21 protein-coding genes are annotated in these 22348 nt (G+C 44.2%); 17 read left to right on the top strand and 4 right to left on the bottom strand.

The annotated features are described in order from the left end of the window. Nucleotides 1-74 precede the first annotated feature (74 nt). Both BLR84_RS14300 and BLR84_RS14295 read right to left on the bottom strand, forming a co-directional pair. On the bottom strand, nucleotides 75-1082 hold the full coding sequence (locus BLR84_RS14300) for a N(4)-(beta-N-acetylglucosaminyl)-L-asparaginase (protein ID WP_090468984.1): 1008 nt from the start codon (nucleotides 1080-1082) through the stop codon (nucleotides 75-77). A gap of 233 nt (nucleotides 1083-1315) precedes the next feature. Next, the gene (locus BLR84_RS14295) at nucleotides 1316-1732 is read right to left on the bottom strand and encodes a putative signal transducing protein (protein ID WP_090468981.1); all 417 of its coding nucleotides are present in this window, start codon (nucleotides 1730-1732) and stop codon (nucleotides 1316-1318) included. 156 nt (nucleotides 1733-1888) lie between these two features. Between BLR84_RS14295 and BLR84_RS14290 the strand changes: the two genes are divergently transcribed. The 4 genes from BLR84_RS14290 (at nucleotide 1889) to BLR84_RS14275 (ending at nucleotide 4564) form a co-directional block, all read left to right on the top strand. After that, a complete protein-coding gene (locus BLR84_RS14290; RefSeq protein WP_090468979.1) occupies nucleotides 1889-2836 on the top strand; it encodes a helix-turn-helix transcriptional regulator in 948 nt (315 codons plus the stop codon). A gap of 181 nt (nucleotides 2837-3017) precedes the next feature. Beyond that, the gene (locus BLR84_RS14285) at nucleotides 3018-3494 is read left to right on the top strand and encodes an EVE domain-containing protein (protein ID WP_090468978.1); all 477 of its coding nucleotides are present in this window, start codon (nucleotides 3018-3020) and stop codon (nucleotides 3492-3494) included. 97 nt (nucleotides 3495-3591) lie between these two features. Further along, nucleotides 3592-4014 (top strand): SRPBCC family protein, encoded by a 423-nt coding sequence (locus BLR84_RS14280; RefSeq protein WP_090468975.1) that lies wholly within the window; start codon nucleotides 3592-3594, stop codon nucleotides 4012-4014. Nucleotides 4015-4108: 94 nt separating this feature from the next. Beyond that, on the top strand, nucleotides 4109-4564 hold the full coding sequence (locus BLR84_RS14275; RefSeq protein ID WP_090468972.1) for a GyrI-like domain-containing protein: 456 nt from the start codon (nucleotides 4109-4111) through the stop codon (nucleotides 4562-4564). A gap of 262 nt (nucleotides 4565-4826) precedes the next feature. Here the strand turns inward: BLR84_RS14275 and BLR84_RS14270 are convergent, their stop codons facing one another. Beyond that, nucleotides 4827-6161 (bottom strand): dihydroorotase, encoded by a 1335-nt coding sequence (locus BLR84_RS14270; protein ID WP_090468969.1) that lies wholly within the window; start codon nucleotides 6159-6161, stop codon nucleotides 4827-4829. A 288-nt stretch (nucleotides 6162-6449) separates the two neighbouring features. Here BLR84_RS14270 and BLR84_RS14265 point away from each other — a divergent pair, with 288 nt between their 5' ends. From BLR84_RS14265 to BLR84_RS14230, 8 genes are all read left to right on the top strand, one after another. Next, nucleotides 6450-7796, top strand: a complete 1347-nt coding sequence (locus BLR84_RS14265) for a DEAD/DEAH box helicase (RefSeq protein ID WP_076372160.1) — start codon at nucleotides 6450-6452, stop codon at nucleotides 7794-7796. A gap of 144 nt (nucleotides 7797-7940) precedes the next feature. After that, the gene (locus BLR84_RS14260) at nucleotides 7941-8207 is read left to right on the top strand and encodes a hypothetical protein (RefSeq protein WP_090468967.1); all 267 of its coding nucleotides are present in this window, start codon (nucleotides 7941-7943) and stop codon (nucleotides 8205-8207) included. Between the two features lie 304 nt (nucleotides 8208-8511). Further along, the gene (gene gldC / locus BLR84_RS14255) at nucleotides 8512-8841 is read left to right on the top strand and encodes a gliding motility protein GldC (protein ID WP_076372156.1); all 330 of its coding nucleotides are present in this window, start codon (nucleotides 8512-8514) and stop codon (nucleotides 8839-8841) included. Nucleotides 8842-8940: 99 nt separating this feature from the next. Further along, nucleotides 8941-9444: a hypothetical protein gene (locus tag BLR84_RS14250; protein ID WP_143013905.1), complete on the top strand. Its 504-nt coding sequence runs from the start codon at nucleotides 8941-8943 to the stop codon at nucleotides 9442-9444. Nucleotides 9445-9640: 196 nt separating this feature from the next. Then, nucleotides 9641-13090 (top strand): response regulator, encoded by a 3450-nt coding sequence (locus BLR84_RS14245; RefSeq protein ID WP_090468963.1) that lies wholly within the window; start codon nucleotides 9641-9643, stop codon nucleotides 13088-13090. 1 nt (nucleotide 13091) lies between these two features. Continuing rightward, nucleotides 13092-13922, top strand: coding sequence for a CheR family methyltransferase (locus tag BLR84_RS14240; RefSeq protein WP_090468962.1), 831 nt, complete (start codon nucleotides 13092-13094; stop codon nucleotides 13920-13922). Next, a complete protein-coding gene (locus tag BLR84_RS14235; RefSeq protein WP_090468960.1) occupies nucleotides 13912-14502 on the top strand; it encodes a chemotaxis protein CheB in 591 nt (196 codons plus the stop codon). Before BLR84_RS14240 ends, BLR84_RS14235 begins: the two co-directional genes overlap by 11 nt. Nucleotides 14503-14522: 20 nt before the next feature. Further along, a complete protein-coding gene (locus BLR84_RS14230; RefSeq protein ID WP_090468959.1) occupies nucleotides 14523-16451 on the top strand; it encodes a hybrid sensor histidine kinase/response regulator in 1929 nt (642 codons plus the stop codon). Between the two features lie 3 nt (nucleotides 16452-16454). Here the strand turns inward: BLR84_RS14230 and BLR84_RS14225 are convergent, their stop codons facing one another. Beyond that, complete coding sequence (locus BLR84_RS14225; protein WP_090468957.1) at nucleotides 16455-16940, bottom strand: methylated-DNA--[protein]-cysteine S-methyltransferase; 486 nt, start codon at nucleotides 16938-16940, stop codon at nucleotides 16455-16457. Nucleotides 16941-17281: 341 nt separating this feature from the next. On the opposite strand from BLR84_RS14225, the gene BLR84_RS14220 reads away from it, so the two are divergent. From BLR84_RS14220 to BLR84_RS14200, 5 genes are all read left to right on the top strand, one after another. Next, nucleotides 17282-17965: a heme exporter protein CcmB gene (locus BLR84_RS14220; protein ID WP_090469355.1), complete on the top strand. Its 684-nt coding sequence runs from the start codon at nucleotides 17282-17284 to the stop codon at nucleotides 17963-17965. Between the two features lie 448 nt (nucleotides 17966-18413). Then, on the top strand, nucleotides 18414-19604 hold the full coding sequence (locus BLR84_RS14215) for a carboxypeptidase-like regulatory domain-containing protein (RefSeq protein ID WP_090468956.1): 1191 nt from the start codon (nucleotides 18414-18416) through the stop codon (nucleotides 19602-19604). 138 nt (nucleotides 19605-19742) lie between these two features. After that, on the top strand, nucleotides 19743-20414 hold the full coding sequence (gene ccsA / locus BLR84_RS14210; RefSeq protein ID WP_255366941.1) for a cytochrome c biogenesis protein: 672 nt from the start codon (nucleotides 19743-19745) through the stop codon (nucleotides 20412-20414). Nucleotide 20415: 1 nt separating this feature from the next. Continuing rightward, nucleotides 20416-20625 carry a CcmD family protein gene (locus BLR84_RS14205; protein ID WP_143013904.1) on the top strand — a complete coding sequence of 70 codons (210 nt, stop codon included), beginning with the start codon at nucleotides 20416-20418 and terminating at the stop codon, nucleotides 20623-20625. Between the two features lie 152 nt (nucleotides 20626-20777). Further along, a complete protein-coding gene (locus BLR84_RS14200) occupies nucleotides 20778-22214 on the top strand; it encodes a Glu/Leu/Phe/Val family dehydrogenase (protein WP_090468954.1) in 1437 nt (478 codons plus the stop codon). The last annotated feature ends 134 nt before the right edge of the window (nucleotides 22215-22348 follow it).

Raw genomic sequence — 22348 nt, 5'->3', positions numbered from 1 at the left:
TAGTCCATGGTATTTGAAATGTCCCTGACCGGGCTTAAAATTACTACTATGGTCCATTGACTATGAACTATAAATCAATAAAAGCTCTTTCCTTTAATAAGCAGGTCCTGCTGCTGCGCGTTGCAAACCGCAAAGGAAAAGCCACTTTGTATGGCGTAAGCACCGTATTCGCCTTTTTTGTTGATGGCCAAAAAGCCTACCTGGATCTGTTTAGCTGTTTCGGGTTTCTTTTTGATGATACGGCGAACAGCTTCCTTACAGGCATCCTCGGGCGAATAACCCTGTCGCATCAGTTCGACCACCAAAAAACTGCCCACATTGCGGATCACTTCTTCGCCCACACCGGTGGATGTGGCGCCGCCTACTTCGTTATCCACATATAAACCCGCACCAATAATGGGACTATCGCCTACACGGCCATGCAGTTTAAAGGCCATGCCGCTGGTAGTACAACCGCCGGATATATTACCTTTGGCGTCAATAGCCAGCATGCCGATGGTATCGTGATTGTATTTATCGCCCGGTTTTTTACCGTTCTCGATATTCATAACCGGGGCATATTTGGCTGTTTTAAGCCATTCTTTCCAGAGCTTTTCAGACTCCGGTGTCAACAGTTTTTCTTTTTTCATGCCCTGCTCAACCGCAAACTGGGTGGCACCTTCGCCCACCAGCATCACATGCGGGGTTTTTTCCATCACCAAACGGGCCACGGATATAGGGTGGGCTATGTTTTCCATAGCGGCTACCGAGCCGCAGTTGCCATTCTCGTCCATAATGCAGGAATCGAGCGTAACATGACCATCGCGATCAGGTAAACCGGTACGACCAACGGTATGACTACTGATATCCTGTTCTTCGGGTATGCGTGCGCCGGCTTCAATGGCATCCAGCGCGCGGCCACCAGTTGAAAGTACCTTCCAGGCGCCTTTATTGGCGATGATGCCAAAATCCCAGGTGGATATCACTATGGGTAAAGTGGTATCGGTGGTTGACGAAATGGCTTTGGCTACAGCAGAGTTGGATAATGCGGCAAGCGATGCGCCCGCGGCTGATATTTTGATGAACTTACGGCGGTTATACATGCTGCTAATATATAAAAAACAGCAAATAAAATGACCTCACCTAAACGGCAGTAGACTCGCCCCATCTGCACATCGTTGGACGACCCTCTTCGGCTTTGCCGCAAAGAGTGCGGGGAATAATATTAAATCAAAATCATGTCATTGCGAGCGTAGCGTGGCAATCTCCTCGCGTTTGTACAGGCGAGGAGATTGCTTCGTCGTTCCTCCTCGCAATGACATAAAGGGAAAGAACTTTACTCAAAATCCTGCAAACAGTTAAAGCAATGCCAGGCTTTGGTATTGTAAAACGGGAAAACAGTCGAAAGGAAAACGGAAAACTTACCCGGATCTGCCGGACCGATATTGGTTGAGGCGCAAAACGGACAGATGATCGCATTATTGGTTTCCTCATCAATTTCTATATGGTCCTGCTCGTGCAGATCGCCCTCGGTAGCCAGTATTTCGCGGCTGCGCTCCAGATCGCGTTCAAAAACTTTAAGCTTTATACCGCCAACGGCCTGGTTGTATAATGGGCCAAGGGCATTTAAGCTTTCGTCAGCAATAAAGCAGGGTATGCCATTATCTTCCAGCTTGGTACGCATAATGTGTGCCAGCATCACATCGTAATAGGTTTCCAGTGTTATGATCTTATCTTCAGCAGGGTTGGACATAGCGTAATTAGATGTAAGAACCAAGAGTCAAGAATCAAGACAAAGCTAAGGATGCATACTCCCTTTGAAGCGGTCTTGGTGCTTGATTCTTAACTCTTGATTCTTTTTAATGAATTATTCCATCAAAGGTAGCTTGTTTTTTGCTTAATTTGATTTATGAACCGCATCGACCGTATTTCGGCAATTTTGATACAGCTACAATCGCGCAGGGTAGTAAAAGCTTCGGACATTGCCGAGCGTTTTAATATCAGCCTGCGTACCGTGTACCGCGATGTAAAAACGCTGGAAGAAGCGGGCATCCCCCTCATGGGCGAGGCCGGTGTGGGTTATTCTATTATGGACGGCTACCGTTTGCCCCCGGTAATGTTTACCCGCGAGGAAGCCACCGCCTTTTTAACCGCCGAAAAGTTTGTGGAGAAGATGACGGATACCAGTACCATGAAGCACCATCAATCGGCGATGTACAAGGTGCGGGCCATCCTCAAAACCGCTGAAAAGGATATATTGGAAAACCTGGACGGGAGCATCGAGGTGTTGAAAAACAGGTACCATAAACCGGCAGCCAATACCGATCATATCCAGACCATACTGGATAGCATAGCACAAAAAAAGCTGCTGACACTCGACTATTTTGCCGCGCACAGCCAGGAGGCCACCAAAAGGGATGTAGAACCGGTTGGTATTTTTTATGCGGATAGTTTTTGGCATTTAATTGCCTTTTGCCGTTTGCGTAGCGATTACCGCGATTTCCGGGTGGACAGGATGCGCAAGGCAGTAATAGCCGATGCTTCTTATAACCATAGCAAGCACCCTACCTTGAAGGCCTATATTGAACAAACCGCCAAAGAGAAACAGCTGGAAACGGTACTGATCAGGGTAGATAAAGAAATAGCCCGTCATTTAGATTACCAAAAATACTACAGCGGCTTTGTATCCGACAAAGCGGTGGGTAATAAGATCGAAATGACTTTCCTGACACGGTCTATCGAGAGCTTTGCCCGCTGGTTTATGATGTACGGCGATTGTGCCGAAATTGTGAAACCCCAGGAGCTCATCGATCAGGTTAAAACCATAGCCGCGGCCATCGTTCAAAAAAATAAATAATCCTTCTTTTTCCCTGCTGACATAGGGTTGTCATTAACCGGTGTTTACTTTGCTTAACCATTACAAATAGTGTGTTAAAGTGATTGGCTTATACACATGGTTTTATGGTAGTGTTTTTGTGACCTTTTACAAGAAGCATAAAATCACTAATTCACTAAATCAATAATTCAATAACTGTATTATGAAATACTGGATAACCGTAGCATCAAAAGATCATATAGCCCGTGGTATAGCCGGTGGCTTTATGCAGGCCAATCACGGTAAACAGGCCGCCTTAAAAAAGGTACATGCCGGTGATTGGGTGCTTTTTTATTCGCCAAAACAAAGCATGAATGGTACCGAACCTTGTAAGGCCTTTACAGCCATTGGGCAGGCTGTTGGTGACGAGATCTACCAGCATAAAATGTCTGAGGATTTTATACCCTGGCGTCGCAACATCAGGTTCTATGAAAGTGCTGAAGCGCCTATCGTTCCCCTGGTGGATGAACTCGACTTCATCATCAACAAAAAATCATGGGGTTATCCTTTCCGTTTTGGCTTCCTGGAGATAGGCGAACAGGATTTTGAACTGATCAAAAAGCAAATGATAACAGAAGAGCCTCACCCTGCCCTCGCCTTTGGAGAGGATTTAGGTGAGGCTATTATAAACCATAAATAAACCACATTATGAAACCATCATGAGCTAAAGTTCAGCAACCTGAATGAGTAAATAGGCTCATGATAGCTTCATTACCTTTAAAAAACAAATTACTCAAATGAAAAATTTAACATTAAGCATTAATCTAACATTTAAAGCCCCAATAACCAAAGTTTGGCAGGGACTTACTGATCCGGAAATGGTAAAAGCCTACTTTTTTGGTACTAAATTGGAGTCGAGCTGGAGGGTAGGGGAGCCCATTGCTTTCAGCGGCGAGTGGGATGGCAAGGCTTACCGCGATCATGGCACCATACTGGAAATTGATCCTGGCAAATATGTAAAGTATAATTACTGGAGCAGCATGGCCGGCACCGAAGATAAGCCCGAGAACTATGCCGATATTACCTACAGCCTGACCGAAAAAGATGGGGTAACCACCCTGGCTATTACCCAGGATAATATCAAAGATGAAGCGGGCAAAGAACATTCTGAGCAAAACTGGCGCGGCGTTTTTGATGGATTACGAAAAATGATCGAGTAATTTTCATATTAAATAAATAATTTATATAAACGTTATAAAAAATTGATATAAAATAAATTATGTATCAATATAACAAATAGTGATAACTTCAATTATGGATAAGATAGATGTAATAGGCTTCTTTTTGCTGGGGATCTCTACACGCACCACCAACCAGAACGGACAGGCAGCCCAGGACATTGGCGACCTGTGGTGCCGCTTTATGGACGATAATATTTTACTGCAAATTGAAGATAGGGTAAGCGATGAGGTGCATTGCGTTTATACCGAATACGAAACAGACCATACCGGGCCTTATACCGCCGTACTTGGCTGCAAAGTGAATTCGTTGGATGACATTCCGGAAGGATTGGTGAGTTTGGTGGTTGCCCCTGGTACTTATGTAAAATTCACAGCTAAAAGCTGGATGCCTGATCGTGTGGCCGAAACCTGGCAGCACATCTGGAACAGTAGCCTTAACCGCAAATACACCGCCGATTTTGATGTATACGGCTGCCCCGGCCAAAACCCAGAGGATGCCCGGGTGGAGATTTATGTAGCGGTGGAGTAGAGTCTTTACAAAGGGACGGATGTCATGCTGAGCCCGTCGAAGCATGGTGTGCAGGCCTCTGCGCGCGACCCTGCGACAAGCTCAGGGTGACAGGCCATCTTTATCTAATTCGTCATGCCGAACTTGTTTCGGCATCCCATTAGCAGGTCCCGGTAGCACGGTGGTTAACCTTTCCTGTGGGATGCCGAAACGAGTTCGGCATGACGCGTTTTTATGTGTTTTTCTCTACAGAAAATTCTGTAATTGAAAAATATTAATTCTATTAGTGATTAAAATTCAAACGTTTGCCAGTTTTACCTTCAGTTAAACTTCCATTAGCGTAAGCTATATTACCCGATACCAAAGTATAGGCAATTTGCGAGCGGAAGGTGGTGCCTTCAAAAGGGCTCCAGCCGCAATGGTATAAAATATTGCTCTTGTTCACGTTCCAGGGTTTATTCAAATTCACCAGCACCAGGTCGGCCCAGTAGCCTTCGCGGATAAAGCCGCGTTTATCTATCCGGAAAAGAGTGGCCACATTATGCGCCATTTTTTCGACTATTTGTTCCAGGGTGATCTTACCGTGATGGTACAGTTCCAGTATGGCCGGTAAGGCATGTTGAACCAGCGGACCGCCCGATGGCGCCTGCAGGTAGGGTTGCTCCTTTTCTTCTAAAGTATGCGGGGCATGGTCCGTCGCGATCACATCTATACGGCCATCCAACACAGCCTGTAAAACAGCATCACGGTCCTGTGCGGTTTTTACCGCGGGGTTCCATTTAATGAAGTTTCCTTTGGTTTCATAATCAACATCGCTGAACCACAGGTGGTGCACGCAGGCCTCGGCGGTAATGCGTTTGTCCTGCAATGGGATCTTATTGGTAAAAAGATGTGTTTCCAGCGCGGTGGATATGTGCAGGATATGCAGTCTGGTATTATGTTTTTTAGCCAGCTCTACCGCCAATGACGACGACAGGTAACAAGCCTCGGCGCTCCTGATCTTGGGGTGCAATCTCACGGGCAGATTTTCGCCCAGCAACTGTTTGTAATGGTTTAGGTTACTTTTGATGGTGGCCTCATCCTCGCAATGTACCGCTATGAGCATGGGCGATTGTGCAAAAAGGTTATCCAGTGTGCGCGGATTATCCACCAGCATATTACCGGTTGATGAGCCCATGAATACTTTAACACCGCAAACATTGGCGGCATCGGTACGCAGCACCTCGTCCAGGTTATCGTTTGATGCACCCATGAAAAAGGAGTAGTTAGCCAGCGAGTTACGTGAGGCTATCTCATATTTATCTTCCAGTAAAGTTTGAGTAAGTGTATTGGGTACGGTGTTGGGCATTTCCATGAACGAAGTAATACCGCCTGCCACCGCCGCGCGCGATTCGGAATGAATATTGGCCTTGTGGGTTAATCCAGGTTCGCGAAAATGCACCTGGTCGTCAATACAACCGGGCAGCAGGTGAAGGCCTTCAGCGTTGATCACCTCATCTGCAGGGGTGTCAATGTTTGAATCTATCCGTTCAATAAAACCATCTTTTACCAGGATGTCAGTTACATATTGCCGGCCTTCGTTTACTACTGTTGCTGATTTGATGAGGATTGTTGACATATATTGATTTCGGAGTTGGGATTTTCGATTTCGGATTTAATTAAGGCAAATATAGGATTTTGGGGTTTGAGACAGTAAACAAGATGTAAGAGACAAAAAGGGAGCTTAATAAAGAACGTCATTGCGAGGAGGAACGACGTGGCAATGACGTGTGTGGAGAAGGAATCAAAGCCAAAGAGAGGGTCGCGCAGCGCCGGCGAGCTGAGTCTATCGTCGCCAAACCACCACCCATTCTTGCCTCTTGATTCTTAATTCTTGACTCTTTCCTCAAAAGCTTATCTTTGCGCCATGGCTGTAACTTTTGAAGAATTTAATTTTAACCGGCAAATATTGAACGCGATAGCTGATGCCGGTTATACCGAAGCTACGCCTATACAGCAAAAGGCCATCCCCCCGATACTGAACGGGCAGGATGTGATGGGTATTGCGCAAACCGGCACCGGTAAAACGGCGGCCTATGTGTTGCCCATCCTCATGAAACTAAAATATGCCCAAGGCGAAAATCCGCGGGCGCTGATCATTTCGCCAACGCGCGAACTGGCTATGCAGATCGAGGAGAACGTAAAAACATTTGCCGCCAACACTGACTTGCGTGTGGTGGTACTTTACGGCGGCTTGGGGCCTAAAACACAAATAGAGCAGATCAATAAAGGGGTCGACATTATTGTGGCCACCCCCGGCCGCTTTATGGATATTTATCTGGCCGGGCACATCGTAACCAAAACCCTACAGGTGCTGGTGTTAGATGAGGCCGATAAAATGATGGACATGGGCTTTATGCCCCAGATAAACCGCATACTGGAAGTGGTACCGGTAAAAAGACAAAACCTGCTTTTTTCGGCCACCATGAGCGATAAGATCCATGAATTGTCCAACAATTTCCTGGAGTATCCGACCATAATTGAGGTAACCCCGCAGGCTACCCCGGCGCAAACGGTAAACCAGCATTTGTACCATGTGCCCAACAACAAAACCAAGATCAACCTGCTCAAAAAGCTGCTTGATTTGGAAGGCGACATCACCAAGCTCATCATATTCTGCAAAACCCGTATAGCTGCCGAAGATGTGTACAAGTTTTTGCTTCGCAAATACGGCGAAAACGGTGTTCGCGTATTGCATGCCAACAAAGGGCAAAATACGAGGATCAACTCCATCAATTCGTTCAAGAACGATGAGGTGAAGATCCTGGTGGCAACCGATGTGGCATCGCGGGGGATCGATGTGAGCGATGTGAGCCATGTGATCAACTTTGATGTACCGGTAGTGATAGAAGATTATGTACACCGCATTGGGCGTACAGGCAGGGCCCTGCAATCGGGCGAAGCCATTACGTTCTGTGGTCCGGCGGAGGAGTATTATCTCAAAAAGATCGAAAAACTGATCAAACAAAGCATACCCGTATCGGCCATTCCTGATGATGTATTTATGGAGGAAACCGGTTACGACGAAAGGCAGGAGCAGAACAAAGAGATCGATTTGCAAAAGCGTAAGGATGATCCCGACTTTAAAGGAGCTTTTCACGAAAAGAAAACGCTTAACCAGCGCAAAAAATTCGACGCCACCCGGGATAAGGCGCGCTATGGTAAAGTAGGCAAAAAAAATCCGAACAGTAAATCATCGAGGAAAAAACGATAATTAATTAGAAGCAAGAGTCAAGAATCAAGAGTTAAGATAAAAAATAGCGGCAAATAGAATATGAAAAAAATATGTTTCGATACCTGTTTTTAATTTGTTCTTGATTCTTGGCTCTTGATTCTTGACTCCACAATAAAGTATTACATGAAACTTCGCATTACCCCTTTAAATTTCGCTACTACTTTTTTTATTGTGGCGGCGGTTTATATCTGGATCTATGGCGCCCACATAGCGGGTAGGCCACTGGAAACCTGGAGCACTACCATTGGCTGGATATTTTTGCTGTTTGCCGCGGTAGTGTTTTTTCTGGATCTGATATTCCGTAACTTTTTTGCCGAACTTAAAAAGCTATGGATAGTAGAGTTATGTTTTATAGCCCTGGTAACCGTTATATTTTTATTGGTTAAATGATAGTAGAATAAATAATGGACTAAAGGGGCTGTCACCCTGAGCTCCGTCGAAGGGTAGAGCGCAGAGGCCCGCCCACCATGCTTCGACGGTGCTCAGCATGACAGCCGTTTTTGAATAAAGCCATGGGTGAAGATAAAATAATTACAAACCCATTATATGCCTTTTGTTCAAAAATTAAGATACTTGCGGCCGGAAAATAATTATTAAAAAGATATTAATCTGTAAGCCCTCTGTGTGATTTTTTTACAGAGAAGGATAAAAAATCACTAATTCACTAATTCAATAAATCACTAATTATTTTTAGATGAAAACTGCTGAAATAAAGCTGACCATCAGCCTTGATGATAACAATGTACCGGAAAGCATCCTGTGGGAATCGACAGATTCGCAAAACAAAGAGGCCCTGCCTGTAAAATCAATGATGCTGGCCCTGTGGGATCAAAGCTACAAAAATACGCTGCGTATTGACCTTTGGACAAAAGATATGCCTGTTGATGAAATGAAACGCTTTTTTTACGAAACCCTGCAAACCATGGGCGACAGTTTTTTACGCGCCACCGGCGAAACCAACATCGTAGAAGACCTGCGCGACTATTGCGCCCACTTTGCCGATAAAATGGAAATAAAACAATAATTTAGTGAGTGGTGAGTAGTGAGAGGTGAGTGGTTGTCAACTTTAAAAGGGATGGCATTTTATACTTTTCTCTCACTATTCACTGCTTACTATATACAATTGCCTATTCACTACTCACCACTCACCAACATGCGTATCAGTTCTATTTTATCATTTTTGGGCTTTGTGCTGCTTTTTGCCGGTACTTACTGCCCTTTGTTGCGGCCGCTTGGCTTATTTAACTGGAATGTTTATCAGCTTAATCAGCCTTACGGTTTGGTATTGGCGCTGGTGGCTGTGGTTGGCGTGGCGGCATCTTTTTTAAACCAGCCAAAAATCATAAAGGCAGCTTCATGGATGGCCTTTGCCCTGGTGATACTGCTGTTATTAGCTTCTATATTCAAAGTGCAAACTGCCTTTAGCTTTATACCCTTTAAAAAACTGGATGCCTATTTAACCAGGCATGTAAGGTTTAAATGGGGCTGGTATGTGCTATTCTCTGGAGTAATATTGGCCATAGCAGGCGCGTTAAGCAGCAAACCTAAAACATACATTAAGTCGGCACCGGCCGCCAAAGATGTTGGGGAATTAGAATCAAGAACCAAGAGTCAAGAATCAAGATAAGCAATAATCTTGGTCCCCGGTTTTGGTTTAAATCAGGGATGACGTATTTAAGCAACCGACGTTTTTAGTCTTGACTCTTGATTCTTAACTCTTGATTCTAATTTTCTCAATTAACTATTCCTTAAATGTTTATTAGCCTTTTAAATAATTAAAAGGTTTTTTTTAAACATATTTGTATTATAAACAAACGGTCTGCATGTTAAAGTTTTCTTTTCGCCAGCAAGTTTTAGCCGGCTTTGTGGTATCTATTATTTTGGTTTTAGTAGTCGGGATATTATCCTACAATAGTATCCGTCAGTTTGAGGATGATAATAAATGGGTTGACCATACCCAGAAAGTTATCAAATCGGCAAATGGTCTGCTACAACATATGGTCGATGCCGAAACCGGTATGCGGGGCTATGTTGCTACGGGTAATAAAGTATTTCTTGATCCATATAATGAGGCCCTGCCGCGTATAGGTGTCGACCTGCAAACGATGCGCGATCTTTCTGTAGATAATGCTGCCCAACAACAAAGGATCGATTCGTTAACATCATTTGTTGCCGCACAGCGCACCACTCTGAAAACAAATATTGATACACGGGAGGCTAAAGGTCTTGAATTTATAGTAAGCAACAATCTGTTGCTGAACGGTAAGCAAAATATGGACAGGATCAGGCTGACAGTTAGCCATGTTATTGATGCCGAAAATAGTTTGCTGACCGCCCGCAAAGATAGTTCAGAAACGGCTTCCACTACAGCCATCCGGGTTATTGTGGGTGGTTCGTTGATATTTCTGATCATTATCCTGATACTATTCTTTTACATACAACGCACTTTTGATCAGCAGAAAAAAATTGAGGCCGAAATTAAAGTAGCCAATATTGAACTGGGTAAAGTACTGGCCGAAAACGAGGCCAAAAACTGGCTGCTTACCGGAACCGGGCAGCTGAACGAAAAAATGCAGGGCCAGCAAAGCGAAAGGGAACTATCCGGCAATATACTTACCGAAGTTTGTACCCACACCAATGCATCTGCAGGCACATTGTACTTGTACAACGAAACGCACCAACGCTTGGAGTTATATGCTTCGTACGCTTTTCATAATCCCGATCTGATCAAGAAAACTGTTCAATTATCCGAAGGATGGCTGGGACAGGTAGCACAAGATCAAAAGGCTGCGGTTGTTAAAGGCAAGCTGAATGAGAAGTTCGACCTGGAATCGTCGGTGATCAAAGAAACTTTAACCGAAAACTTTATTGTTCCTTTCTTTTTTGACAAAAAATTGAAAGGGGTAATGGAAGTAGCTTACATGGGCCAACTGCCTGCGCACAGCAATGATTATATACTGGCCGTGGCCAACGATATTGGTATTGCCGTAAATACCGCCCAGGCGCGTACCATTATGCACGACCTGTTTGAGGAAACCCAGCAACAGGCCGAAGAACTGGAAGCACAACAGGAAGAAATGCGCGTTACCAACGAAGAGTTGGTGAACAAAACAGAAATGTTGCAGGCATCGGAAGAAGAATTGCGCGTTCAGCAGGAAGAGTTACGTACCATTAACGCCGAACTGGAAGAAAAGGCAAGCCTGCTGGAAGAAAAGAACGAAGCTATTGAACAAGCCCGCGCCGCCATCAATCTTAAAGTTGATGAACTGGAAGTAACCGGTAAATACAAATCGGAATTTTTGGCCAACATGAGCCATGAGCTGCGCACACCGCTCAACAGTATCCTGGTACTGGCCCGCATACTAAAAGATAACAAGCCACTAAACCTGTCTGAAGACCAGGTGAAATATGCCAGTGTAATATTTAATGCCGGAAACGACCTGCTTACGCTGATCAATGATATCCTCGACCTGTCGAAAATTGAGTCGGGCAAACTGGATATGCAAAATGAGGATATTAAAGTATCCGATATTTTGGGCGATATGGAAATGCTTTTTGCAGAGGTAGCCAGTAACAAAAAGATCAATTATACCACCAGTGTTAGTAAAAACCTGCCGCGAATCATATTTACCGATAAGGTACGTGTAGAACAGGTGATCAAAAACCTGCTTTCCAACGCCTTTAAATTTACTTCCGAAAACGGTTCTATATCCATCACCGCCCGCCCTGGTGAAAAAGAAGCGACTATCAGTTTCGCCATTAAAGATTCGGGTATCGGTATCCCTGCCGAAAAGCAACGCATCATATTTGAGGCATTTCAACAAGCCGATGGATCAACCAGTCGTAAGTATGGCGGTACGGGCTTAGGTCTTTCTATAAGCCGGGAGCTGGCTATGCTGCTTGGCGGCAGCATCAGCCTGAGCAGTGAACAGGGTGTAGGCAGCGAATTTGTGTTGACCATACCATTGAAAGCTATACAGGTAGCGCCTCATGAAGAGGAGATCCTACCAACGGCGCAAACCTTCAGGGCCGAAAACCCAGTTTTAGCACCGGCCGCCAAACCTGCCATCGACACTAACCGCGAACCATTGGTGGTTATTGTGGAAGATGACAAGAACTTTGCCCACATATTGCAGGATTACGCGCGCGATCATGGCTATAAATCGGTGATGGTTCATGAAGGAACTAACGCTGTTGAAACCGTGAAGGAAAATATGCCTGATGCCGTGATACTGGATATTATGCTACCGGGTAAAGATGGATGGCAGATACTGAAAGAGCTCAAACATAATGAAGCAACTATGCACATACCGGTGCATTTAATGTCGGCGGGTGATGCGGCAGCAAACCGGGTACGCAAAGAAGGTGCCATCAGTTTCCTGAAAAAACCGATCAATACCGAAACACTGGATAAGCTTTTTGCCGATATCATGCTGCAAAGCGGTACCAAATTTAAACAGATATTACTGGTTGAGGATCACAAGGCCCAGAGCCAGGCATTAAAGGATATGATGCAGGGCCAGGGTATCACGGTTGACCAGGCCTTTGATGGCGAATCGGCCTTCAGGATGCTGCATGAAAACGAATACCAGTGCGTGATACTGGATCTGAACCTGCCCGATATATCAGGGCTCGACCTGCTGGATAAGATCAAGGAGGTGGAACGTTTCGCCTCGCTCCCGGTAATTGTAAACACAGCCATGGAGCTTGACAAGGCATCGGTTAACCGTTTGATGCAGTATGCCAACGCTATGGTGGTAAAAACCAACAAATCTGCTGACAGGTTGATCGACGAAGTGAACCTGTTCCTGAACAAGATCAGCGAATCAAACAGTGCCCAATATGATCAGACACCGGCATTTGCCAAAGTAAAACTACCCTCAAAAGGTAAAGGTGCCCTTAAAGGGAAAAAAGTGCTTATTGTTGATGACGATATGCGTAACATTTTTGCATTAAGCAGCGCCCTGCAAAGTTATGACCTGATTGTGGAGATAGCCAATGATGGCGAAGAAGCCATTGCCAAGCTGGAGGAGGTGCCCAACATTAATATCGTGTTGATGGATATCATGATGCCTAAGATGGACGGGTACGAAGCCACCAGGTACATACGCAAGCAAAACAAATGGGCCAAGTTGCCTGTAATAGCTTTAACTGCGAAAGCGATGAAAGATGACAGGGAAAAGTGCATAGCGGCCGGCGCTAATGATTATATTACAAAACCGGTTGATATGGACAGGCTTATTTCATTGATGCAGTTGTGGTTAGAGAGTTAGTATGAGTGATACGTCTATTGTAATAACACCCACCCAAATAACCGAACTGATTGACCTGGTAAGAAGGGTGCACGGGTTTGATTTTGCTGGTTATACCAAAGCTTCGTTAAAAAGGCGGGTGGTTAGGATAATGCAATTGAAAAAAATGGAGTTCTATGATCTGAAACACACCCTGGTGAATGATCAGCATTTTTTTCAATATTTTTTAGAGGAAATTACGGTGAACGTTACCGAGATGTTTCGTGACCCCTCGTTTTATAAAGCACTGAACTTACAGGTAATGCCCTACCTGTCAACCTACCAGCATGCCAAAATATGGTGCGCGGGTTGTTCTACAGGCGAAGAGGTTTACTCCCTGGCCATATTACTGCGCGAGGCAGGGCTCAGCAAAAAATCATTCATTTACGGTACCGATATCAATACCGAAGTATTGAGGGAAGCCCGTAAAGGGATATATAGTTTGCGCAATATAAAAAGCTATGCCGAAAATTATCAGTTTACGGGCTTAAAAGGTTCCATATCAGATAATTTTACTATTTTGTATGATGCGGCATCGGTGCATAATGAGTTAAAACAGAACACCTTATTTTCGGTGCATAATTTAGTATCTGACGATGTGTTTAACGAGTTTCAACTCATCAGCTGCCGCAATGTGTTTATTTATTTTGAAACGGAACTGCAGGAACGGATATTAGAATTGTTTTATAAAAGCCTGTGCCCGTTAGGTTATTTATGTTTAGGCAGTAAGGAAACCATACGGTCTGATACTTTTAAACGAAAGTTCAAGGTGATTAATCACAAGGAAAATATTTATCAAAAAATTGGGACCTGATAAAAATTTACTCGAACGCTGGCGCACTACCGAATTATTGTTACTGGGTGGTTCTGCGGGCTCGTTTAAACTTTTGTTCCAGATGGTAAAATTGCTTCCGGCCGATCTGGGTAAAACAGTGATCATTGTTATTCACCGTAAGCGGAACTTTTTTAGTGAAATAGCAAAACTTTTTGCCGAGAACAGTCATATGTCACTCCGCGAAATTGAAGATAAAGACGTTCTTGAAAAAAATACTATTTATATAGCGCCGGCCAATTACCATACCCTGATAGAAAAGGGCGGGTATTTTAGTTTGGATGTATCAGAGGCGGTCTGGTATTCAAAACCATCAATTGATGTAACTTTTGAAAGCGCCGCTGATGTTTATAAAGAACGCTGCATGGCCATTTTATTATCGGGCGCAAACCAGGATGGCGCCGATGGGATGCTTAAATTAAGAAACAGCGGGGCGGTTACCATAGCCCAGCATCCGGAAGATGCTGAAATGGATGAAATGCCCGGGGCTGCCATTAACAATGGAGGAGCCGGGTATATATTACATACAGATGAGATATTTAAACTTTTACATACACAGTAATTCACTTACATTAGCAACCAATGAGTCCCGTTAATATTCTTATTGTTGATGATAGAGAAGAAAATATTGTTGCGCTCGAAGCATTATTGAAGCGCGATGATATTCGTATATTTTCTACAACATCGCCAAATGAGGCCCTGAAAATTGCATGGGACACGCATATTGCTATTGCCCTTATTGATGTGCAAATGCCAGAGATGGATGGTTTTGAGCTGGTTGAAATGCTCAAATCAAATCCGCGTACCCGGGATATCATGGTGATATTTGTGACCGCCATATCCAAAGAAGCTAAATACGCGGTGAAAGGTTTGGGTACGGGTGCTATTGATTACTTGTATAAACCCCTTGATCCGTACATCACATCGGCCAAGGTTGATTCATTTGTGCACCTGGCACGCAGCCAGGCCGAGATCAGGTTAAAGAATGAAGAGCTACAGAACTTTGCCATCGTCGTAAAAAACTCTGCCGATATCATTTGTTCAGTTGATGCGCAAAACCTCCGCATCAGTAACATTAATCCGGCGGTTGAAACCATTATGAGTTTTAAATCGGCCGAGTTGCTGGGCAAAAGTATCATTGATCTGGCGGTTGAAAACCAGAAGACACTGTTTCGTAAAAAGCTGGGCGAGATCATAAAGGATAACCTGAACTTTGCCGTTTTTGAATTGCAGTTTGAAACCTTTGATAAACGGGTGATATGGGTAGAGTGCCGTGCATCCTATCATAATAAAATCATCTTTTTAAACATCAGCGATATCTCTCCGCAAAAGAGTTACCAGGAGCAGCTGATCAAGTCGAAAGAAAATGCCGAATACAGCAAAAAGGTAAAGGAAACTTTCTTGGCCAATATGAGCCACGAATTGCGCACACCAGTTAACGGCATCATTGGCATAACCGACCTGTTGTTGCGTACCGATTTAAATGAGCAGCAAAAGAACATGCTTAATTTATTGGAAACCTCATCAAAATCATTGCTGGGCGTTATCAACGATGTGCTGGATATATCCAAAATAGAAGCGGGCAAGTTTAACATTGTACGTACACCTAATAATATACGCGATCTCATCAAATCGGCTTTTGACCTGCTAAAATTCAGGGCTGATGAAAGTAATATCGAATTTATACTGGAAATAGAAGATAACGTGCCGCCAAACCTCATGGTTGATTCGCTGCGTTTGAACCAGATCCTGATGAACCTGTTGAGCAATGCCATCAAATTTACCGAGCGGGGATATGTTAAGCTGAAAGTATCGGTATTGCAAAAGCATAACGATAAGGTTAAACTAAAATATAGCGTGGAAGATTCGGGCATTGGAGTTCCGGCCGACCGGCTAAGCAAAATTTTTGAATCATTTGAACAGGCCGAAGAAGATACCGTAAGTAAATATGGCGGTACCGGGCTCGGGCTAACTATTGTAAAAAAACTGGCCGAGTTAAAAGGCGGGGAGCTTACGGTGAGCAGTCAGTTAGGTAAAGGAAGTACTTTTAATTTTATAAACTGGCATACTATAGCAGCAAAACCCGTTGAAAAAATGAGCAGTAAACCCGATAAGGTCCTAAGCCCTTTTAACAATATCACCGTTTTGGTGGCCGAAGATAACATGGTGAACCAGTTTATGCTGTCGAAAATGCTCAAAGACTGGAATGTAGATGTTGAAATGGTAGACAACGGACGCAAACTGATCGAAAAACTGAAAGCCAAAAAATACGACCTTGTTTTAATGGATACGCATATGCCCGAAATGAACGGCTATGAAACCGCCCGCACTATACGGGTTGATTTTGAAGAACCCAAAAGGAGCATACCTATTATATCCCTTTCGGCATCTTCGTTTGGACACGAGCAGGAACAGGCGATTACTTCAGGTATGAATGATGTACTGGCAAAACCATTTCAGCCGTATCAGCTGCACGAAAAAATGAGCCAGTTGCTAAAGACCGTGGTATAAGCGTTAAAAATCGAGCTTGGTTTGGCCTATGCCCATCACTTTGGCTTCGTGTTCCAGCAACCATTTCTTCCGCCAAAGGCCACCAGCATAACCAGTAAGGCTACCATCCGAACCTATAACGCGGTGACAGGGCACTACTATCCACAAATCATTTTTGCCATTTGCCGAAGCTATAGCCCTTATGGCCAGCGGACTATTCATCTGGTTTGATTGCTGGGCATAGGTAATGGTACGCCCATATTTTATTTGCAATAACTCATCCCAAACCTGCTGCTGAAAAGGGGTGCCCGCTTGCTTCAAGGGCAGATCAAACTCCTTACGCTCGCCTTTAAAATACTCATCTAACTGATCGATGGCCATTTGCAGCAATGGGGTAGATGCCGGTGTAATTTCATACTCCTCATCCCGCGCCGATATGGAAGCGATAAAACCATCCTCTTCAATAATACGGGTTATGCCAAGCGGTGTATTACAATAAGCAATGGGCATGAATTTTATTTTTTACAGGTTGATAATGGGTTGCCGGAGGCAATGTGATTTATTTTTCAAAAATAATGCAATCGGCGCAATTGAGCAAATGCATGCGTCAAGACGATCTCATAAAAAAGGCGTCATTGCAATTGTAGATACGCTTCGTATTCCCTATATGTCATTGCGAGCGTAGCGTGGCAATCTCCTCGCGTTCTCATGGATTAGAATAGCTACGAGATTGCTTCGTCGTTCCTCCTCGCAATGACATGAAGAGAAAAAACGCAGCACGCTCCACCCGGCAAAACCATTGAACCAATAAACCTAATGAACAAATGAACCAAATAATTACCTTTGACGCCATGAAACTCGTTAACGAAACCTGGCATCTGCTTAAAAAAGAGATTTTGCTCGAATGGCGATCAAAATATGCTTTTAATGGTGTTTTGCTATACGTGGTATCAACCGTATTTATTTGCTACATCTCCTTTAACCTTACCCCGGGTTTTAGCGGCAGCAATGGCTACAAAGTAGTATGGAATGTACTGTTCTGGATCATTATGCTGTTTGCTTCGGTTAATGCTATTGCCAAAAGTTTTATGCAGGAGAGCAAGAGCCGCCTGCTTTATTATTATTCCATAGCCAGTCCGCAGGCCATTATCCTGTCCAAGACCATATATAATGTTATGCTGATGTCTTTGCTAAGTATCCTGGCCTTGCTGGTTTACATGGTGTTTTTTACCAATACCCTTGGCGATCCCCTGTTTTACTTTTTAACCGTGTTATTGGGCAGCCTGAGCTTCTCAACGGTGTTTACTATGATATCGGCCATCGCCTCCAAAGCAGGTAATAATGGTACACTGATGGCTATCCTGAGCTTCCCGGTTATCATACCGGTGATCCTGGTGCTTATCCGCCTAAGTAAAAACGCGATGGATGGGATAGACAGGAGCCTGAGCCTGGGCAATATAGGTGTTTTGTTCGCCATCAACGCTATCGTGATTACCACCGCGCTTTTACTGTTTCCGTACTTGTGGCGAGATTGAAAAGAGCCCGTAGGGAGAATCAAGAGATAAGAATCAGGAATCAAGAGAAAATAACGTCAACGGGAGAATACATTGTGTCTCCCGTTGACGTTTAAATACTAAAATTCATGTCATTGCGTCGTCATACCTCCTCGCGATGGTAATAGCCGATGATTTAGACATAGTACATCAATAATATCACAAAAAGTAGAGCTGTCGCCCTGAGCTCCGTCGAAGGGTAGAGCGCAGAGGCCCACCCACCATGCTTCGACGGAGCTCAGCATGACACCCTTTTTAGACAAATGTCTAATCATGGGCTATTACTCTTCGCGATGACATAAGTGGGAGTTATCAAACCAACATTCATTGTAACTTTCTTGTAGCAATAAATAAATGCCCGGCAATTTCATCAAGCGTTCATAAAAAAAGTGTTTTTTAGTACCTTGGAAAAAAATTGTATCCCTTGTTAATGCGGCCTTATTGGATTATCCTTCTTTTTATAGCGTGTCCCTTTGTAGTAATAGCTCAAAATACTACTATTACCGGTACGGTTGTTAATGCCAATGGCAAAAACCCGGTAGCCAGGGCCAGCGTGTTTTTAAGCAACGCTACTTATGGCACGGTAACATCCGATGATGGCTCATTTACGCTTGGTGGTGTTAAACCCGGCCAGTATGAGTTGGTGGTGACTACTGTTGGTTACGAAGATTATTCGCAGACCATACAGGTTAGCGGAGCCCCGTTAAAACTCAATATTGAACTTGCCCAAAAGGTACTGATGTTGCGCGAAGTAGTAGTGAGTAGCGCGGCCGACTGGAAAAAGAACTATGAACAGTTTAGGCGTGAGTTTATCGGGACTACCGAAAATTCCAAACTTTGCCGGGTGGTTAATCCGCATATTCTCAACCTCATTTATCATCGGAACAAACAGCAGCTGGAAGCCTCTGGCGATGAGTTCCTGGTGGTGGAGAATCACGCGTTGGGGTATCGTACCAAATTCCTGCTTAAAAACTTTTTGAGCGATGCTATTGAACATACCATACAATACGCTGGCAAGGCCCTTTTTGAAGAACTACCAGGTTCGGCAGAGCAAAAAAAAATCTGGAAACAGAAACGTGAGCTGGCCTATTACGGTTCGGCGCAGCATTTTTACCGGTCGTTATATAAAGACAGGCTGAAAGAAGAAGGTTTTGAAGCGCATGACTTTACACGCATGCTGAACCGGGAGCGCCCGGACGAAGCCCTGATCCTGCAAAAGATCAAAAGATACAGGGATATCGCCCCAAATCGCGATTCGCTGGTAAACTGGTACAGGATCAATAACCTCACCAAATGGAACCGGGAAAACCTGGTTCGCGTTCCTTACCAATCCATCGAAATATTGCGCAAAACACAGGAAAAGGGTATATACGCTGTTGTTTTTCCGCATCTGCTATACGTAGTGTACACCAAAAAAGAAGAAACTACGGAGTTTAGAGATGTTTACCGTCCGCTGGATATGGGCAATTATGAAACCAGTATTGTAAGCCTTTCCAGTGCCTATATTTTGTTTGATATGAACGGCATCGTGGTATCAAACCCAAGTCCGCTTTATGAAGGTACCTGGTCCAAAGCCAAGCTGGCCGATCTGCTGCCGGTGGATTACGAACCGGGGGACTGATCTGGTCATTTGCTCCGCGTTATTGAGTCATTTATGGTGGGGATTGAATTCTTAGCTATTTTTAAAAAATGATTTAATGACCTGATGACTCAATGATCTAATGATAATCAAATTCACTACATTTGCCCATCAATCAATATGAAGTTTATTTATCAAACATGGTGGAAAGTGATAGCCGTTTTAATGGTGTTATCCACCTTTATTACCGGTTTATTGTTTAAGGTACCCCGCCTACAGATCATTCACGAAACCATCCGTAATTTATATTTTCACGTTCCTATGTGGATGGGGATGCTCACGGTTTTTGTGGTATCTGTATATTTTAGCATCAAATACCTAAGCTCGGGTAAAGAAGAGCATGACCTGGCCGCTGTAGAGTGTGTAAACACAGGACTGCTGTTTTACTCGCTTGGCCTGTTAACCGGCATGCTGTGGGCAAAATATACCTGGGGCGAGTTTTGGAGCGGTGATCCTAAACAAAACAGCGCCGCGATAGCTTTTCTGCTATACTGTGCCTATATCGTGTTACGCAACTCGATAGACGAGGAGCAGAAGCGTGCCAAAATATCGGCCATTTACAACATTTTCGCCTTCCCGATCATGATTGTGCTGATATTTATTTTACCCCGGATGACGGACTCCCTGCACCCGGGAAGCGGGGGTAACCCCGCATTTGGAAAATATGACCTGGATAACGGTATGAAAATAGCCTTTTACCCGGCCCTGTTAGGCTGGAGTTTTATAGCGCTTTGGATAGCCACCCTCCGTTATCGTATCCGTTTAGTTGAGAATAAAAAGAATGACAATTAATATGAAGAAATTGATCTTTTCGTTATTGCTGCTGATGAGTTGTACTGCTGTTATGGCGCAACAAGCACAGCAGGTTGAAATGGCCGACGCCTTGCGCAGCTCGGGCAAAATATACGTTGTAATACTTACTATAGTCATTATTTTTGCCGGATTGGCCCTTTATCTGTTCTCGATGGACCGTCGATTAAAAAAAATCGAAAAAGAAAAATAGTTCAAATAATTTGCCTATCTTGTTTAAACATGGTTTTTGTACCGTTGTTATAAGGTGTATCTGAAACACTAACAATAAAATATTTGCGATATTGATAAAAATTGTACCAAATTTGTGCACTTTTTTAAGAGTTTAATATTTATATAACAATTATGGCTACGAATATTTTAGTCGCTGACCAGGATACCCACTTCTTTGGCGACGTATGTAAAAACTTCGATTACGCAGCGCAGTTTACTAAACACGATGCTGGTTTATTAGACCAGATTAAATCATGTAACAGTGTTTACCGCTTCCGTTTCCCTATCCGCAGGGGTAATGGTTTTGAGGTGATCGACGCTTGGAGGGTAGAGCACTCACACCACCAATCGCCAACCAAAGGCGGTATCCGTTACAGCGAAATGGTGAATGAGGATGAGGTAATGGCATTGGCCGCTTTAATGACCTACAAATGCGCTATTGTGAACGTTCCGTTTGGCGGCGCTAAAGGCGGTATCAAAATAAACCCAAAAAACTACAATGTAAGCGAGCTGGAAAACATCACCCGCCGTTACACAGTTGAATTGATCAAGAAAAACTTTATTGGCCCCAGTATTGACGTACCTGCCCCTGATTATGGATCGGGCGAGCGCGAAATGAGCTGGATTGCTGATACCTATGCTACCATGAACCCTGGTCAGCTGGATGCTATGGGTGCCGTTACCGGTAAACCTATCGCGTTACATGGTATCGCGGGTCGCCGTGAAGCTACCGGTCGTGGTGTGGCTATTGCCATCCGTGAGTGTGTAAGCGTTGGCGAGGATATGCAGAAACTGGGCTTGTTGCCAGGTTTAGCAGGTAAAAGAGTAATTGTACAGGGTCTGGGTAATGTGGGCTACTATTCGGCTAAATTTTTAGCTGAGTTTGGTGCCATCATTGTTGGCCTGTGCGAGTTTGAAGGCGCTATCTATAACGAAGACGGATTGGACATCGAAGCTGTGTTCCAGCACCGTAAAGCAACTGGTTCTATTTTAGGCTATGCAGGCGCCCTGCGCGAGTTTACCAATACCATGGAAGGCCTGGAGCAGCCATGCGATATCCTGGTACCGGCCGCGCTGGAAAACCAGATCACCGAATATAACATCCGTAACATACAGGCAAAAATCATCGCCGAAGGTGCTAACGGTCCAACATCACCAGAAGCCGAGGCTATATTTTATGCCAATGGCGGTTTGATCATCCCGGATATGTATGCCAACGCCGGCGGTGTAACTGTATCATACTTTGAATGGTTAAAGAACCTGAGCCACGTGGCTTTTGGTCGTATGAACCGCAGGTTTGAAGAAAACTCCAACCTTAACCTGGTAAACATGGTAGAAGGCATCACCGGTACTTCATTAACCCCAATGCAGCGTTCAACCATTATTAAAGGCGCGTCTGAACTGGAACTGGTAAATTCCGGACTGGAAGATACCATGATCCGCTCATACCACGAGATCAGGGAGACCTACAAAAACAATCCTAAGATCGACACCCTGCGCAGTGCAGCCATGGTAGGCGCTATCAACAAAATAGCCGTATCATACCAAAACCTTGGTGTTTGGCCGTAAATAAAAATATGTCATTATGTAAAGGGCGGATTGAAAAATCCGCCCTTTTTTTGTTTGAATAGTTCTACTATGTCATTGCGAGGAGGAACGACGAAGCAATCTCGTAGCTATGCAATCTATCTTTTATATTTTCT

The sequence above is a fragment of the Mucilaginibacter sp. OK268 genome (genome assembly GCF_900103125.1).
Classification (GTDB): Bacteria; Bacteroidota; Bacteroidia; order Sphingobacteriales; family Sphingobacteriaceae; genus Mucilaginibacter.
This window is presented reverse-complemented; position numbering and strand designations above follow the sequence as displayed.